Here is a 15,080-nt window from a genome sequence, read left to right as displayed (position 1 = left end):
TTACGGGGCGGCCACGGGCGCTTCTTCATTCCTGACCGGTATGCGCGACCGGTGTTCCCGCCCCGTATTCCTGACCGGGATACGATCAACTTCATGGGGCGCTCCATGCCGATAGAACCGTTGTCCGGGCCACTCGCCGATGGAGTGGTCGCCGTGAGGATGCGGCGGGAGTCGGATCTGCCTGCCATCGGGGCGGCGAGCCACGACCCCGAGACGCGTCGCTGGCTCGACGACGAACCCATGGACGAAGCGGCTCTCGGCACGAGCATGGCCACGGTCGAAGAAGCGTGGCGGAGCGGCCGGGCGGCCCCGCTGCTGATCGCGGACGTCACGACGGACGAGCCGGTCGGGATCATCAACCTGCAGTTCAGGGACGACGAGGTGGCAACCGTCGCCTACAGCGTCTTTCCCGCTCATCGCGGCAGGGGCATCGCCCCGCGGGCCGTGCGACTGCTCGCGGGGTGGGCCTTGAGCGACCTCGGACTGGCTCAACTCCTGCTTGAGGCCGCTGCGGAGAACACGTCATCGGTCCGGGTCGCCGAGAAGTGCGGGTTCCAGCGGATCGACGATCACGTCGGGCCGGGCGCGGCAGGCCTGCCCGTGACGGCTGTGTTCGCCTGCACGAAGGACTGATCCCGCAGAGACCTGCTCAGTGGCACCGTGTTCACCCCCTGTGTCCGTCGAGGAACTTCGATGGGCGGGGAGGCGTTGGCAGGTTGGCAGAAGGACGTGCGGAACGCGCACGGACGAAGCGAACAGGCAGCCGAGGTGGCACGGATGGCGATGTGGGACCGGATCAAGGACCAGGCCAAGGGACTGCAGCAGCAGCAGTCGCAGGGGACACGCAGCTCCGGTGGTCACGGACGGCCGGGGTCAGGATCCGGAGGGGGGTCGAAGGCGCAGCTCGTGGGCGTGCTCAAGTCCCAGCTCACCTCCCTCAAGACGGAGTTGAAGAGCGGCGCCTACCGTGACGCGAGCATGGCCATGTGCGCCCTGGTGGCGGCAGCCGACGGGTCGGTGGACCCGGCCGAGCGGCAGCACGTGGAGTCGCTGATCCTGCAGAACGACGTCCTGAAGAACTTCCCGCCGGACCAGCTGCGGCAGCGGTTCAACAAGCATGCCGACCAGTTGACGTTCAACTTCCAGCAGGGCAAGACCGAGGCCATGCAGGAGATCGCCAAGGCGGCGAAGAAGCCGATGGAGGCCAAGGCGGTCGTGCAGACGGGGTTCGTCGTCGCCGGTGCGGACGGGTACATCGCCCCGGCCGAGGAGCAGGTCCTGCGCGAGGCGTGCGCGGCGCTCGGCGTCTCCCCGCAGGAGTTCGGCCTCTGATCGAGGTTCGATGACCGCACATTGACCTGCGAAGTCGGGGCCCGCACTTCACGGTGCGGGCCCCAACTGCTGCTGTGCGGCTGCCCCAACGGGCGGCGGCGCTTCCCCTCTGCGCCCAACTGCCGTGACAGTCACGTAACTCACGGCGGCGAGGACCTCGAAACCGGCGGCCACCACGAGGGCTCCGGGAAGCGACCATGTGGCGATCGGGCCGCCGATACCCGCTCCGATCGCATAGCCGGTGATCTTCAGACTCGCGCCCGTGGTGAAGATCTGGCCGCGCAGCCGCGCGGGCGCCTCGCGATGACGCACGGCGAACAGTGCGGTCAACTGCGGTCCGGCGGCGGCTCCCGCGAGCGCCATGGCGATGAAGAGCGGGACCGGCGAGACCGTGGCGGCAAGGAGGAACGCGACGGCGAGCACCAGTGTGCTGCCGAGCACCGTCGTGTCGGGGAGCAGCACGTCGGGCCGCTTGGCCACCAGTACGTTCGCCCCGAGGGACGCGGCCGCGAGAGCGGCAAGAAGGAAGGTCCCGGCGTTCGTCGCCCCCAGCGCCTCTGCACCGAGGAGGGGGCTGCAGGTGACCAGCATGCCGACGCCGATGTACGAGATCACGGAGGCGACCGTGGCGCGGGCCAGGGACCTGGCGCGAACGATGGCGCGGAAGCCGGAGACCAGATCACCGGCAACCGAGGTCTCGCGGCGCCGCGATGAGGCGGTGGGGTCCGCGGGCAGCGTCCACGCGACCGGCAGAGCGAGCGCGATCAGCGCCACGGCCGCGACCACGCCGGTCTCGGCACCGGCGAGCACGGCGACCACACCGGCGAGGACCGGGCCCGCCAGGCTCGCGAAGTTGTAGGTCATCGCATCGAGCGCGGTGGCCCGCGGCAGCCCGGCAGGCTCGACGACCCGGGGGAGCTGTGAGGTCCAGCCGCCCGCCAGAGCGGGGCCGAGAAGCCCGCCGAGCACGGCCGTCGCGATGACGACGGGGAGGGGGAGGTGCCCCAGAATCAACAAGATCACTATGAGCGCTGCGGAGTAAGCAGCCAGGGCGCCGGCCAGTAATCGCCCCGGGGCCGCCGCCCTGTCGAGCAAAGCTCCGAACACGGGCCCGCCGACCGCAGCCGAAATCGTGATCCCTGACAGGAGCGCGGACCCCGCCGAGGCGGAATCGGTGGCTGCGATGCCCACCAGGAGCAGGGCCGGGCCCGACATCTCGTCGCCGACACGAGCGGCAGCGGCCCCGGTGACGTAGAGCGGCAGTCTGTAACGCATCAGCATAAGTTTTACGTTACGTCGTAACGTCACATGTTCATATACGCGTTACGCTCTCCATGTGCCCTCCCACCGCGCGCCCCAGAACACGCCCGAGAGCGGCGGAGACGCCAACGGCGACTGGTGCACCCGCCACTCCGTCCTGCGGACCGCTCAGCGCGCCGCCGCACTCGTCAATGTCCTGACGGCCGTCGAAAAGCCCGCGCCGGAGGATGTCGCAGCCGTGCTGCGCGAGTACGGCGAGACCGACCCGCTGGACGTGTCCCGCGACGACGTGAGACAGATGCGCGCTGTGGCGGATTCCCTCCGCGACGTATTCGCCTCCCCTGATGTCGACACGGCGGCCACCCGTCTGAACGGGCTCCTGGCCGGGGGATCCGGACCGGCCCGTCTCACCTCGCACGAGGGCCGCACTCCATGGCACATCCATCTCGACAGCGACGATGACGCACCGTGGGCAGAGTGGTTCCTTGCCTCCTCCTGCATGGCGATGACCGTCCTCGTCTGGGACCGGCAGCGGCCTCCCGGCGGAGTGTGTGCCGCGCGGCGCTGCACCAACGTCTTTGTCGCAGCTGGCGGACCGCCCCGCCGCTACTGCTCGGGTCGCTGCGCGACACGGGAGCGCGTGGCAAGCCACCGCCGCACCCGCCCGGCCCCGTAGAAGAGCCCGAAGAGCCCGAAGAGACCGAAGAGCCAGAAGAAGAGCCCGACGCGGGCCTTGTTTCCTTGCGACCTGACGACTAGTCATATGGCTAATCGAAATATGGGCGCACGAGAAACCCGTGTGCCCGGGGCTCAACCCCCTGGAGGCCACGTGAAGTTCTCCGTCATCTTCGAGGCGCAGCTCGCCGACCCCACCGTCGAGCGCGAGCATCAACTCATCCGCGACAGCGTCGAACAGGCCGTCCTGGCCGAGGACATGGGGTTCGACCGCGTCTGGGCGGTCGAGCACCACTCCCTCAAGTGGTACGCCCACATGAGCGCCCCGGAGATCTTCCTGACCTGGGTCGCCGCGCGCACGAGCACCATCCGCATCGGGCACGGCGTGGTCTGCATGCCGTTCCGCTTCAATCACCCGGCGCGGGTCGCCGAACGCGCCGCCATGCTCGATCTGCTGTCCGGGGGGCGGCTCGACCTCGGAGCAGGGCGTGGCGGGACGCTCCAGGAGACATCACTCTGCGGCGTCGACAAGGAACGTACGACTCAAGAGGTCGAGGAAGCGCTGCAGATCATCGGGAAGGCCTGGGAGGGCGAGGAGTTGGAGCATCATGGCGCGCTGCTCGACATCGACCCCCATCCGATCCTGCCCCGGCCGCACCAGACCCCGCACCCCCCGCTCTTCCTCGCCTGCAGCAGGACCGAGACCCTGACGCAGGCCGCCGAACTCGGCATCGGCGCACTGGTGATGGGCTTCGCGGGACCCGAGTCGATCGCCGGGATGCGTGCGGCGTACGACGCGGCGATCGCGGGCCGCAGCGGCGCGCGGTTCGTGTCCGGCGTCGTCAACGACCACTTCTCCGTGCTCTGCCCGACCATCGTGCTCGACGACCGGGAAGCGGCCAGGCGCGTGGGCATCCGAGGGCAGCGGTTCTTCGCGCAGTCCATCGGACACTGGTACGGAGGCGCCGGTATCCCCGACGAGGCCGTGGTCGAAGGGGCCGACGAGGCGGCGGCGATGCGTGAGGCCGCCGAGCAGGTCGTCGCGCGGCTGCACGAGCACGACATCCCCGTGCGGCCCACCTCCACGGCCACCTTCAACGCCGATCACGCCTATGGGACCGCCGACGACGCCATCGCTTACGTGGAACGGCTCCGTGACGCCGGGGCCGACGAGATCATGTGCCTCATCCAGATGGGCACCGTCCCGCAGGAGGCGTGCATGGAGACCCTGCGGCAGTGGGGCGAGAAGGTCATCCCGTACTTCCGCGCTCAGGAGTCGGGGTGATGAGGGCCGGCCCGGGCGGCGATCGCCTCGCCCCGGGCGCGCGGCCCCTCGTCGACGCGCTGAGCGCCGCCTTCCCCGACCTCGGCGGCACCGTCACCGACGCGGTCGAGGCCCGCCGCATCCTCGCCGCGGCCCCCACTTCGGGTAAGGCCGCGCCGCCCGTGGGGGCGGTCGAGGAGCGAACCATCCTCGGCCCCGCAGGAGCTCCCGACCTGCCCGTGCGCGTCTACCGCCCCGAGGGGCCCCGTAACCGCCCCCGCCCCACCGTCGTCTTCTTCCACGGCGGCGGCTACACCCTCTGCGACCTCGACACCCACGACGCCACGGCCCGCACCCTCTGCGCCGCGTCCGGCGCCGTCGTGGTCGCCTACCGCCTACCGCCTCGCGCCCGAGCACCGCTTCCCCGCGGCCACCGAGGACGCGTACGCGGCACTGTGCTGGGCCGCGGCCCAGGCCCGGGCGGGAGGGCTCGGCGGCGATCCGGGCGCCGTGGTGACGGCGGGGGACAGCAGTGGGGGTGGACTCGCCGCCGTCGCCGCTCTGATGGCGCGGGATCGCGCAGGGCCCGCCGTGGCGCTCCAGGTGCTGATCTATCCCGTGCTCGACGCGGGGCAGGGCAGCGACTCGTATACGTCGAACGCGACCGGCTACTTCCTCACCGCCGCGCACATGCGCTGGTTCTGGGAGCAGTATCTCGGCCCGGACGGCGACGGCACGCACCCCTACGCCTCACCTCTGCGCGCGGACGCCGCCGCGCTGCCGCCCGCGCACATCGTCACCGCGGGCTGCGATCCGCTGTGCGACGAGGGCGCGGAGTACGCGGTCAAACTGCGTCTGGCGGGGGCTGCGGTGACGCGGGGGCACTATCCGGAGATGTTCCACGGCTTCCTGGGTTTCCCGCAGTTCCTGAGCGATGCGCGGTCCGCGGTGGCAGATGTGGCAGAAGTAGTCGCATCGGCGGTACGCGGCAGGAAAATCAGCGGTGATGTTGGGGGTGTCACAGGATAATCTCCCGAGCCTCCCCTTGTGGGGAGAACCTCGCACGCATACGGTGTCCATACGCGAGGTTCTCCCGTGGAGGTTGACAAGTGACGGATATTCTTGTGCAGAGGGTTACGGAAGGTGCGGTTCCTCCCGCGAGCGGGGGTGCCCCCATGGGAAGGGTCGTGGAGCACCCGGCTTGGCCGATGCTCAAGGACGCCGTGGAAGAGATCCGCCCGTGGCAGTCCGCGGACGGTTCGATCGACTTCGACGCGGAGGGTGCCCCGGCGAAGTCCGTGGCCGAACTCGCCGTCGATCGCGCGCTGTCCGCGATCGACCAGCTCGCCCCGCTCCTGCCGCACGACGCCGCGTACCACCAGGCGCTCGGCGCGGACCTGCGTCGCTGGGTGGACGACGGATTCAAGGTGCCGGACTTCCTCGACTCGCTCCTTGCCTTCCAGCCCGCGGCGGACCGCGTGGACGGCCTGCAGCACCTCGTGGTCTTCCCGATGTACACGCAGAACGGCAATCCGGACCGCAATCTGGAAGCGGTCGTGCTGCGCATGGTCTGGCCCGAGTGGCTGGCCGACCTCGAGCGCACGCGTTACGACAACCCGCTGTTCTGCGGCATCACCTTCGAGGACTTCACCGCCGGGTACGACACGAACTCGGCCGTGCTCTTCCCGGAGACCATCGCCGTGCGCGAAGCCCCCGAGCGCTTCAGCTGGGGCGGCATCTTCTGCGACCGCGAGGCGGCCCGATTCCGCCGCGTCACCGAGGCGTCCGTCGACATCCTCGGGCTCGAACTCCCTGACGACATCCGCGAGATGATCGGCGACCAGGACCGCTGCCAGCAGGCGTTCGTCCTGTGGGACATGGTCCACGACCGCACCCACAGCCACGGCGACCTGCCGTTCGACCCCTTCATGATCAAGCAGCGCCAGCCGTTCTGGATGTACGGCCTCGAGGAGCTGCGCTGCGACCTCACCGCCTTCAAGGAGGCCGTGAAACTGGAGGCCGAGGGCGTCCCGCAGGCGCGTGACGTGCAGTACGCCGTCCTCTTCGACCGGATGTTCCGCTTCCCGGTCACGGGTGACCGCGTCAAGAACTACGACGGGCTCGGCGGCCAGCTGCTCTTCGCGTACCTCCACAAGCACGACGTCGTCCGCTGGACCGACAACAAGCTCAAGATCGACTGGGAGCGGGCGCCGCAGGTCACCAACCAGCTGTGCTCCGAGATCGAGGAGCTCTACCGCGCGGGCATCGACCGCCCCAAGCTCGTCCACTGGTTCGCCGCGTACGACCTGGTGTCCCAGTACCTCTCCCCGCACCCCGGATCGCGCTGGGCCAAGGGCCCGGACGCCCTGGATGTGCAGCTTCCGCCCCGGAAACTCGTCGACGACGTGCTTCCTGACGAGTTTCCGCTCAGCATGTTCTATGAGGCGCTCTCCAAGAAGCTCAAGCACGTGATCGCCTCAACCAAGGGGATCACCGCAGCGAGCGCCGAGCAGGTCGCAGCGTGAGCGGCCGCACCGAGGAGGCGAGGACGATGTCCGCACTTGATGGAGCTGTGGTCGCGGTCGCGGGGGCAGGCGGTCCTGCGGGCCGTGCCACGCTGCTGCGGCTCGCCGAGGCCGGAGCCACGGTCGTGGCGTCCGACGCCGACGTGGCGCGCCTCGCGGAGGCCGTGGACGCCGCGCGGTACGCGCACGGCGGGGCCACCGTCATAGGGGACACGGTCGACCTCCTCGACCTGGGCGCTGCCCGGGAGTGGGCCACCCGCACGGAGAAGGAGTTCGGGCGGATCGACGGCCTGGTCCACCTCGTCGGCGGCTGGCGCGGCAGTGCCACCTTCGCCGAGACCGACCTCGCCGACTGGGACCTGCTCGAAAAGCTCCTGATCCGTACGGTGCAGCACACATCGCTCGCCTTCCAGGAGGGCCTGCAGCGCAGCGACCGCGGTCGTTACCTCCTGATCAGCGCTGCCGGCGCATCGAAGCCGACGGCGGGCAACGCGGCGTACTCCGCGTCTAAGGCAGCGGCCGAGGCCTGGACCCTCGCCCTCGGTGACGCCTTCCGCAAGGCGGGGGGCGAGCAGGGCCTGACATCGGCGGCTGCGATCCTGGTGGTCAAGGCGCTGGTGCACGACGCGATGCGCGCGGAGCGGCCCAACGCGAAGTTCGCGGGCTTCACGGACGTCAAGGAGCTGGCCGAGGCCATCGCCGGAGTCTGGGAGCGGCCCGCAGGAGAAGTGAACGGAACCCGCCTGTGGCTGACCGAGAAGCGGTGAACGCCCGCGACACGCGTGCCAGTGAACCCGTGAACCCTCCGAAGACCGACGCGCGCCGCCACCACGACCCGGATGTACGGGGCTTCGCCAGCGACAACTACGCGGGCGCCCACCCGGAGGTGCTCGCCGCCATCGCCCTCGCCAACGGCGGTCACCAGATCGCGTACGGCGAGGACGACTACACGGCCAACCTCCAGCAGATCATCCGCGGTCACTTCGGCCCCACGGCCGAGGCGTTCCCGGTCTTCAACGGCACAGGGGCCAACGTCGTCGCGCTCCAGGCGATCACCGACCGCTGGGGCGCGGTGATCTGCGCCGAGTCCGCGCACATCCACGTCGACGAGGGCGGCGCCCCCGAGCGCATGGGCGGCCTCAAACTGCTCACGGTGCCCACGCCCGACGGGAAGCTCACGCCCGAGCTGATCGACAAGCAGGCGTTCGGCTGGGACGACGAGCACCGGGCGATGCCGCAGGTCGTCTCGATCGCGCAGAACACCGAACTGGGCACGCTCTACACGCCCGACGAGATCCGTGCCATCTGCGACCACGCGCACGGGCTCGACATGTTGGTGCACCTCGACGGCTCGCGCATATCGAACGCCGCCGCGTCGCTCGACGTCCCGATGCGGACCTTCACGAACGCGGTCGGTGTGGACATCCTGTCCCTGGGCGGCACGAAGAACGGCGCGCTCTTCGGAGAGGCCGTCGTCGTCCTCAACCAGGACGCCGTCAAGCACATGAAGCACCTGCGCAAGCTGTCCATGCAGCTCGCCTCCAAGATGCGCTTCGTGTCGGTGCAGTTGGAGGCCCTGCTCGCCAAGGATCTCTGGCTGCGCAACGCCCGGCACGCGAACGAGATGGCCCAGCGTCTCGCGGAGGGGGTGCGTGCCGTACACGGCGTGGAGATCCTCTACCCCGTGCAGGCCAACGCGGTCTTCGCGCGGCTGCCGCACGACGTGAGTGAGCGGCTGCAGAAGCTGTACCGCTTCTACTTCTGGGACGAGGCGGCGGGCGACGTCCGCTGGATGTGCGCGTTCGACACGCGCGAGGAGGACGTGGACGGGTTCGTGGCGGCGCTCAAGGAGGAGATGGCGCGCTAGCCAGCTGTCGCCCCCTGATTCCTGCATAGATATGCGGTCGACCGTAAAAGCATTGACGTGCGGTCGATCGCATTTCTATGCTCTCGTCGCATGCTGCTGATCCAGGAAACCCCTGACCTGTCCGCCTACTTGGCCGCTGACGAGGTCGTCGACCACCATCACCCGCTCGTCCGCGAGGCGGCGGCGCGCCTCGCCGCCGAGGCCGCTGATTCATACGCATACGCTCACGCGGCCTACGAGTTCGTACGGGACGCCATCCCGCACTCCGCCGACAGCGGTGACATGCGGGTGACCTGGCGCGCCTCTGACGTCCTTGAGCAGGGCACGGGCATCTGTCACGCCAAGGCCCACGCGCTGGCCGCACTGCTGCGGGCCGAGGACATCCCCACCGCGTTCTGCTATCAGCGCCTGACGCACGACGCGGGCACGGGGCACGTCGTGCACGGTCTCGTCGCCGTCCGCTTCCAGGGTGCCTGGCATCGGCAGGACTGTCGCGGGAACAAGCCCGGGGTCGATGCCCGGTTCTCCCTCGGTGGTGAGCGGCTCGCCTTCGTGCCGGATGGTGAGTCCAGTGAGGTGGACTATCCGGTACTCTATGCTGCACCGCACTCGGCGGTTCTGCGCGCCCTGAAAGACGCCCCGGACCGGCCGTACCTGTGGGAGCACCTTCCTGACGCACTCTGAACCGCGACACACCGTGAACCGCCTTACCCCGAACGCGAGGCAGACGATGACCTTCCAGATCACCGTGACCGACGACGTGCGCGCCCTCGCGCCCGGCTTCACCCACGTCGCCATCGAGGCCTACGGGCTCGTCAACGGACCCAGCACCGACGAGACGTCGGTGCTCCTCGACGAGGCCGCGCGCCGCCTCACCGAGCGGCTCAAAGGCCGCGCCCCGCACGAGGACCCGCACATGGTGGCCTGGCGCGCGGCATACACCGCCTTCGGCGCGAAGCCGTCCCGTACACGCAACTCCGCCGAGGCGCTGTCCAAGCGCGCCCTCGCCGACGGCGGCCTGCCGCGCATCAACACCCTCGTCGACGTCTACAACGCGATCAGCGTCGCCCACCTGATCCCGGTCGGCGGCGAGGACCTGGACCACATCAAGGGCGGCATGCGCCTGGTGCGGGCCACCGGCACCGAGGCCTTCGTCACCATGGCCGGGGGCGAGCAGGCCGTCGAGCGCCCCGACGCGGGCGAGGTCGTCTGGTGCGACGACGAGGGCGTCACCTGCCGCCGCTGGAACTGGCGCCAGGGGCCGCGCACCCGCCTCACTGAGGAGTCGGTCAACGCCATCTTCCTGCTGGAGGGGATGGGGCCTGACTCCGGGGTCGAGGCCGCGGGCGCGGAACTGGCCGAGCTGCTCGAAAAGTTCAGCCCCGGCGCGCGACTCACGGTCCACGCGCCGGAGCGGGCATCGTCCGAGCGCCCGCAGTAAACGCCCGCAGTAAGCGCCCGGGGTAATCGATTCAGCTCGCCTCGGCGGCCTTCACCTCGGCCGGAGTCGGCGCGGTGCCGCCGAGGTGCGCCGGCATCCACCAGGTGTCGTCCGGGCCCTTGGGGCGTACGGGATAGGCGCGCTGCGCGGCTTCGAGGAGCTCCTGGCAGCGCTCGCGAAGGCGGCGGGTGATCGCGCCCGCGAACTGGTCCTTCGGAGCCTCCATCGGCTCGCCGACCCGGATCGTGATCGGGATGTGGCTGCGCTTGAAGTTGCGCGGCTGCCCCTTGGTCCACAGCCGCTGGGTGCCCCACAGCGCCATCGGGATCAGCGGGACCCCGGCCTCCTGGGCCATACGCGCGGCGCCCGACTTGAAGCTCTTCAGCGTGAACGACGGGGAGATCGTCGCCTCGGGGAAGACACCGATGATCTCCCCGGAGCGCAGCGAGTCGAGTGCGTGCTGATAGGCCGTCTCGCCCTGCTTGCGGTCCACGGGGATGTGCTTCATCCCGCGCATCAGCGGGCCGCCGATCCTGTGCCGGAACACCGACTCCTTGGCCATGAAGCGCACGAGCCGCTTCTGCGGCAGCGCCGCGAGGCCGTCGAAGATGAAGTCGAGGTAACTGATGTGGTTGCTGACCAACACCGCACCGCCGGTGAGCGGGATGTTCTCAGACCCCTTGCAGTCGATCTTCAGGTCCCATGCCCTGAACAGCGTTTTCGCGGCACCGATGACCGGACGGTAGACAAGCTCTGCCATGGGTGGGGAGGGCCCTTCGTGTCTGCCTTGGGAGGGGGCTCCCGGCGGGAAGTTACGCAGCCGTAGGTTTTTCGGCGTTGCGCAGATCGTGCCCCAAGAACGGACGGCTGACCACCCATCGTGCCCCGCGGGCGCGAGATTCTCGTCACGTTGGGAATGTTCGCGGGCGCGCCGACGCTGAAGACGGGGACGGTCGGATCATGACGCAGGGGCGGGAGGCTGACGTGCACAAACGTGATGCGGGGGACCGGCGCGACGTGCCGGGGCCGGGCGCGTGGACGGGGTACGAACTGGGGGACCGGGCCACGCTCGTGCAGTTTTCCAGCGCCTTCTGCCAGCCCTGCCGGGCCACCCGCCGCGTCCTCGCGGACGTGGCCGAAATGGTGCCCGGCGTCTGCCATGTGGAGATCGACGCCGAGGCGGAACTCGATCTCGTACGAGAACTGCGCATCCTCAAGACGCCGACAGTGCTGGTCCTCGACGCGGACGGAGAGGTCGTGCAGCGCGCGACCGGGCAGCCGCGCAGGGTCGATGTGATCGCCGCCATCGGCAAGGCCGTGTGAGGTGCGGCGTGAGGGGGGATGAGATCGCGATGACACAGGTCCAGGGCTTGCGGAGCCGTCTTCCACATCGCGGAACGGACTTGACTGCACCCGCCACCTATCGCCAGCCTTCTCCCATGCCTTCGGAACTCCTTCTCGTCGAGCGTGTCCACGTGGACCTCGCCCGTCATGCAAGTGCGCGCTGTCCGGGCTGCTGAGCAGCCACGGAACCGCTCGTACCTCCTGCAGAAGGACAAGTCCATGACGGCCACGCCCGATCTCCGCACTCCCCACATCGCCTCCCCCGACCTCCTGCGCTCCGTTTTCCGGCAGCACGCGGCAGGGGTCGCCGTGATCACCGCTCAGGGCCCCGCCGGGCCCGTCGGCTTCACCGCCACCTCGCTCGTCTCGGTCTCCGCCGAGCCGCCGATGCTCTCGTTCGGCATCGGTACGGGGGCGTCCAGCTGGCCCGCGGTCTCGGAGGCGGAGTACGTGGGCGTCCACATACTCGGCGAGCATCAGCTCGACCTCGCCACGACCTTCGCGCGCAGCGGCGCCGACCGCTTCGGCGCGGGCACGCGTTGGTACGAGGGGCCCGAGGGCGTCCCCGTGCTCGACGGCACGCTGGCCTGGCTCGTCTGCAAGGTCGCGGCGCGGGTGCCCGCCGGTGACCACCGCATCGTCCTCGCGGAGGCCGTACTCGGCGATCCCGCCGGTGCGGGTCGGCCCCTGCTCTACCACCAAGGGCGCTTCAACGCGCTGCGCGACTGAAAGTTCCCGGATGACCCTTCCCGCGCCCGATTGCAGAGCGTTGGGAAGGTCACAGTTCAAAGCGCTTGCTTAGTGGGAATGTACTGGGTGTACTGGCGAGTAATATTCTGGTCGGAGCGCGGGCCGCCCCGACCGGGATCCGCCCCTTCAGGCGCCTATGCTGCCTGCAAGAAGGCAGTGGCCAGAGCAAGGCAGCAGCCCAGTAAAGACGATGCAGTAGGAGAGCCGGCGTGAGCTTGAGGATCGTTGTCACCGTGAAGTACGTGCCCGACGCCACCGGCGACCGGCACTTCGCCGATGACCTGACCGTCGACCGGGATGACGTCGATGGCCTGCTGTCGGAGCTGGACGAGTACGCGGTCGAGCAGGCGTTGCAGATCGCGGACGAGGCGGACGACGCGGAGATCACCGTGTTGACGGTGGGTCCCGAGGACGCCAAGGACGCGTTGCGCAAGGCGCTGTCGATGGGTGCGGACAAGGCCATCCATGTGGAGGACGACGACCTGCACGGCAGCGACATCATCGGCACCTCGCTGGTGCTTGCCAAGGCGATCGAGAAGGCCGGCTACGACCTGGTGATCTCCGGTATGGCCTCCACGGACGGCACCGCGGGTGTGGTTCCGGCGCTGCTCGCCGAGCGCCTGGGCGTGCCGCAGGTGACGCTGCTCTCCGAGGTCGCGGTCGCCGATGGTGTGGTGACCGGGCGCCGGGACGGTGACTCGGCCAGTGAGCAGCTGCAGGCCTCGCTGCCCGCGGTGGTGTCGGTGACCGACCAGTCGGGTGAGGCGCGCTACCCCTCGTTCAAGGGGATCATGGCGGCGAAGAAGAAGCCGGTGCAGGCCTGGGACCTCTCGGACCTGGAGTTGGAGGCCGAGCAGGTGGGCCTGGAGGGTGCCTGGACGAAGGTCGAGTCGGCGACCGAGCGTCCCGCGCGCACCGCGGGCACGATCGTCAAGGACGAGGGCGAGGGCGGCAAGCAGCTCGCCGAGTTCCTCGCGGGCCAGAAGTTCATCTAGTCCCTGATTCGCTGACACGTCGAGGAAATTGGAAGAGTCATGGCTGAAGTTCTTGTCTATGTCGACCACGTGGACGGTGCCGTCCGCAAGCCCACCCTGGAGCTGCTGACGCTGGCCCGCCGGGTCGGCGAGCCCGTCGCCCTGGCCCTGGGCGCCGGTGCCGCGGAGACCGCGCCGGTGCTGGCCGAGCACGGTGCCGTCAAGGTCCTGACCGCCGATGCCCCGGAGTTCGCCGACTACCTGGTCGTGCCGAAGGTGGACGCCCTGCAGGCCGCCTTTGAGGCCGTCTCCCCGGCCGCCGTCCTGGTGCCCTCCTCCGCGGAGGGCAAGGAGATCGCCGCCCGCCTCGCGGTGCGTATCGGCTCGGGCATCATCACCGACGCCACCGACCTGGAGGCCGGTGACGAGGGCGTGGTGGCCACGCAGTCCGCGTTCGCCGCGTCGTACTCCACCAAGTCCCGTATCTCCAAGGGCACCCCGGTCATCACCGTCAAGCCCAACAGTGCCGCGGTGGAGGCCGCCCCGGCCGCCGGCACGGTCGAGGCCCTGTCGGTGTCCTTCTCCGCGCAGGCGACCGGCACCAAGGTCGTCTCGCGTACCCCGCGCGAGTCCACCGGGCGTCCGGAGCTGACCGAGGCGGCCATCGTGGTCTCCGGCGGCCGTGGCGTGAACGGGGCGGAGAACTTCCACCTCATCGAGTCCCTGGCCGACTCCCTTGGCGCGGCCGTGGGTGCCTCGCGCGCCGCGGTGGACGCGGGCTGGTACCCGCACTCCAACCAGGTCGGCCAGACCGGCAAGTCCGTCTCCCCGCAGCTGTACATCGCCTCGGGCATCTCGGGTGCGATCCAGCACCGGGCGGGCATGCAGACCTCCAAGACCATCGTGGCGATCAACAAGGACGCCGAGGCCCCGATCTTCGACCTGGTCGACTACGGCGTCGTCGGCGACCTCTTCGACGTCGTCCCCGCCCTCACCGAAGAGGTCAACACCCGCAAGGGCTGAGCGCAGCATGTCCGCCTCCTGACGGCCGCTCACCGCGCCCGTCGGAGGGCGGCGGTGAGGTCGTCGAGGTGCTGTGCGACCGGACCCAGCGTGAGCAGACCACTGCCCGCCCCCGCCAACTCCCCTGTGGCGGGGGCCAGTTCTGCGTGGGCGCGCTCCATCGTCTCCCGGTCGTCGACGGCGATCGCCGCTCGCCCGACCAGACACCACAGGGCTTCGAGCAGTAGATCGCGGGGCGGGTCCGGGAGGCGACGCACGGTCCGCGCGTCTGATCGGGGCGGTCAAGGAGTGCTTGTCGCGGGCGTGAGGTCACTTGCCTCATCGATCGTGCAAAACCGGTCAATATCCGGTAAGCCGTATATATGGATTTACGCATTCCTGTATCGCTTGCGCGAATGACCAGGTGCGTATGCTCGCCGCAGATTTCTGTTCGCGGATTTCTGTTATCTCCGTGCGCTCACGCGATCTCCCAGGTGTAAGGCCACAACGTGCCGACGAAGAAAGCGAGTGAGGCAGTCCATGATCGGTGAACACGATCCTCTGGTGACGGCGGCGCAGACCGGGGACCAGCAGGCGCAGGACGACCTGGTGGCCGGATACCTGCCGCTGGTCTACAACATCGTCG

General features: G+C 69.4%; 17 protein-coding genes and 1 pseudogene. 14 read left to right on the top strand and 4 right to left on the bottom strand.

Annotation, left to right across the window (positions count from 1 at the left end; translation table 11 throughout):
* Nucleotides 1-105: 105 nt before the first annotated feature.
* The gene (locus ACFQ7F_RS16590) at nucleotides 106-633 is read left to right on the top strand and encodes a GNAT family N-acetyltransferase (RefSeq protein ID WP_383270937.1); all 528 of its coding nucleotides are present in this window, start codon (nucleotides 106-108) and stop codon (nucleotides 631-633) included.
* A 144-nt stretch (nucleotides 634-777) separates the two neighbouring features.
* Complete coding sequence (locus ACFQ7F_RS16585) at nucleotides 778-1,332, top strand: tellurite resistance TerB family protein (protein WP_383271022.1); 555 nt, start codon at nucleotides 778-780, stop codon at nucleotides 1,330-1,332.
* A 48-nt stretch (nucleotides 1,333-1,380) separates the two neighbouring features.
* On the opposite strand, the gene ACFQ7F_RS16580 is transcribed toward ACFQ7F_RS16585, so the two are convergent.
* Nucleotides 1,381-2,607: an MFS transporter gene (locus ACFQ7F_RS16580; RefSeq protein ID WP_383270935.1), complete on the bottom strand. Its 1,227-nt coding sequence runs from the start codon at nucleotides 2,605-2,607 to the stop codon at nucleotides 1,381-1,383.
* Nucleotides 2,608-2,668: 61 nt separating this feature from the next.
* Between ACFQ7F_RS16580 and ACFQ7F_RS16575 the strand changes: the two genes are divergently transcribed.
* Both ACFQ7F_RS16575 and ACFQ7F_RS16570 read left to right on the top strand, forming a co-directional pair.
* Entirely contained in the window at nucleotides 2,669-3,268 is a 600-nt protein-coding gene (locus ACFQ7F_RS16575) for a CGNR zinc finger domain-containing protein (RefSeq protein ID WP_383270934.1), read from the top strand.
* A 153-nt stretch (nucleotides 3,269-3,421) separates the two neighbouring features.
* Complete coding sequence (locus ACFQ7F_RS16570; RefSeq protein WP_383270933.1) at nucleotides 3,422-4,552, top strand: LLM class flavin-dependent oxidoreductase; 1,131 nt, start codon at nucleotides 3,422-3,424, stop codon at nucleotides 4,550-4,552.
* On the opposite strand, the gene ACFQ7F_RS16565 is transcribed toward ACFQ7F_RS16570, so the two are convergent.
* On the bottom strand, nucleotides 4,537-4,833 hold the full coding sequence (locus ACFQ7F_RS16565; protein ID WP_383271025.1) for a hypothetical protein: 297 nt from the start codon (nucleotides 4,831-4,833) through the stop codon (nucleotides 4,537-4,539). The two genes, ACFQ7F_RS16570 and ACFQ7F_RS16565, sit on opposite strands and share 16 nt — an antisense overlap.
* A 151-nt stretch (nucleotides 4,834-4,984) precedes the next feature.
* Here ACFQ7F_RS16565 and ACFQ7F_RS16560 point away from each other — a divergent pair, with 151 nt between their 5' ends.
* From ACFQ7F_RS16560 to ACFQ7F_RS16535, 6 genes are all read left to right on the top strand, one after another.
* The gene (locus ACFQ7F_RS16560) at nucleotides 4,985-5,560 is read left to right on the top strand and encodes an alpha/beta hydrolase (protein ID WP_383271020.1); all 576 of its coding nucleotides are present in this window, start codon (nucleotides 4,985-4,987) and stop codon (nucleotides 5,558-5,560) included.
* 80 nt (nucleotides 5,561-5,640) lie between these two features.
* On the top strand, nucleotides 5,641-7,056 hold the full coding sequence (locus tag ACFQ7F_RS16555) for a DUF6421 family protein (RefSeq protein ID WP_383270931.1): 1,416 nt from the start codon (nucleotides 5,641-5,643) through the stop codon (nucleotides 7,054-7,056).
* 26 nt (nucleotides 7,057-7,082) lie between these two features.
* Nucleotides 7,083-7,823: an SDR family NAD(P)-dependent oxidoreductase gene (locus ACFQ7F_RS16550; protein ID WP_383270929.1), complete on the top strand. Its 741-nt coding sequence runs from the start codon at nucleotides 7,083-7,085 to the stop codon at nucleotides 7,821-7,823.
* Between the two features lie 29 nt (nucleotides 7,824-7,852).
* On the top strand, nucleotides 7,853-8,923 hold the full coding sequence (locus ACFQ7F_RS16545) for a threonine aldolase family protein (protein WP_383271018.1): 1,071 nt from the start codon (nucleotides 7,853-7,855) through the stop codon (nucleotides 8,921-8,923).
* Between the two features lie 90 nt (nucleotides 8,924-9,013).
* Nucleotides 9,014-9,607, top strand: coding sequence for a transglutaminase domain-containing protein (locus tag ACFQ7F_RS16540; RefSeq protein ID WP_383270927.1), 594 nt, complete (start codon nucleotides 9,014-9,016; stop codon nucleotides 9,605-9,607).
* Between the two features lie 46 nt (nucleotides 9,608-9,653).
* Nucleotides 9,654-10,364, top strand: a complete 711-nt coding sequence (locus tag ACFQ7F_RS16535) for a B3/4 domain-containing protein (protein WP_383270925.1) — start codon at nucleotides 9,654-9,656, stop codon at nucleotides 10,362-10,364.
* Between the two features lie 31 nt (nucleotides 10,365-10,395).
* On the opposite strand, the gene ACFQ7F_RS16530 is transcribed toward ACFQ7F_RS16535, so the two are convergent.
* On the bottom strand, nucleotides 10,396-11,124 hold the full coding sequence (locus ACFQ7F_RS16530) for a lysophospholipid acyltransferase family protein (RefSeq protein WP_383270924.1): 729 nt from the start codon (nucleotides 11,122-11,124) through the stop codon (nucleotides 10,396-10,398).
* A 200-nt stretch (nucleotides 11,125-11,324) separates the two neighbouring features.
* Between ACFQ7F_RS16530 and ACFQ7F_RS16525 the strand changes: the two genes are divergently transcribed.
* From ACFQ7F_RS16525 to ACFQ7F_RS16510, 4 genes are all read left to right on the top strand, one after another.
* Nucleotides 11,325-11,687: a thioredoxin family protein gene (locus ACFQ7F_RS16525; protein ID WP_383270923.1), complete on the top strand. Its 363-nt coding sequence runs from the start codon at nucleotides 11,325-11,327 to the stop codon at nucleotides 11,685-11,687.
* A 240-nt stretch (nucleotides 11,688-11,927) separates the two neighbouring features.
* A complete protein-coding gene (locus ACFQ7F_RS16520; RefSeq protein ID WP_383270921.1) occupies nucleotides 11,928-12,437 on the top strand; it encodes a flavin reductase family protein in 510 nt (169 codons plus the stop codon).
* A 230-nt stretch (nucleotides 12,438-12,667) separates the two neighbouring features.
* Nucleotides 12,668-13,453, top strand: coding sequence for an electron transfer flavoprotein subunit beta/FixA family protein (locus tag ACFQ7F_RS16515; RefSeq protein ID WP_383270919.1), 786 nt, complete (start codon nucleotides 12,668-12,670; stop codon nucleotides 13,451-13,453).
* A gap of 39 nt (nucleotides 13,454-13,492) precedes the next feature.
* Nucleotides 13,493-14,455 carry an electron transfer flavoprotein subunit alpha/FixB family protein gene (locus ACFQ7F_RS16510; RefSeq protein ID WP_383270917.1) on the top strand — a complete coding sequence of 321 codons (963 nt, stop codon included), beginning with the start codon at nucleotides 13,493-13,495 and terminating at the stop codon, nucleotides 14,453-14,455.
* Between the two features lie 29 nt (nucleotides 14,456-14,484).
* Here ACFQ7F_RS16510 and ACFQ7F_RS16505 read toward each other — a convergent pair.
* Nucleotides 14,485-14,703, bottom strand: a pseudogene (locus tag ACFQ7F_RS16505) (SARP family transcriptional regulator); the annotation flags it as partial.
* Between the last annotated feature and the right edge of the window lie 377 nt (nucleotides 14,704-15,080).

This window comes from Streptomyces sp. NPDC056486 (assembly GCF_042795295.1).
Lineage (GTDB): Bacteria > Actinomycetota > Actinomycetes > Streptomycetales > Streptomycetaceae > Streptomyces.
This window is presented reverse-complemented; position numbering and strand designations above follow the sequence as displayed.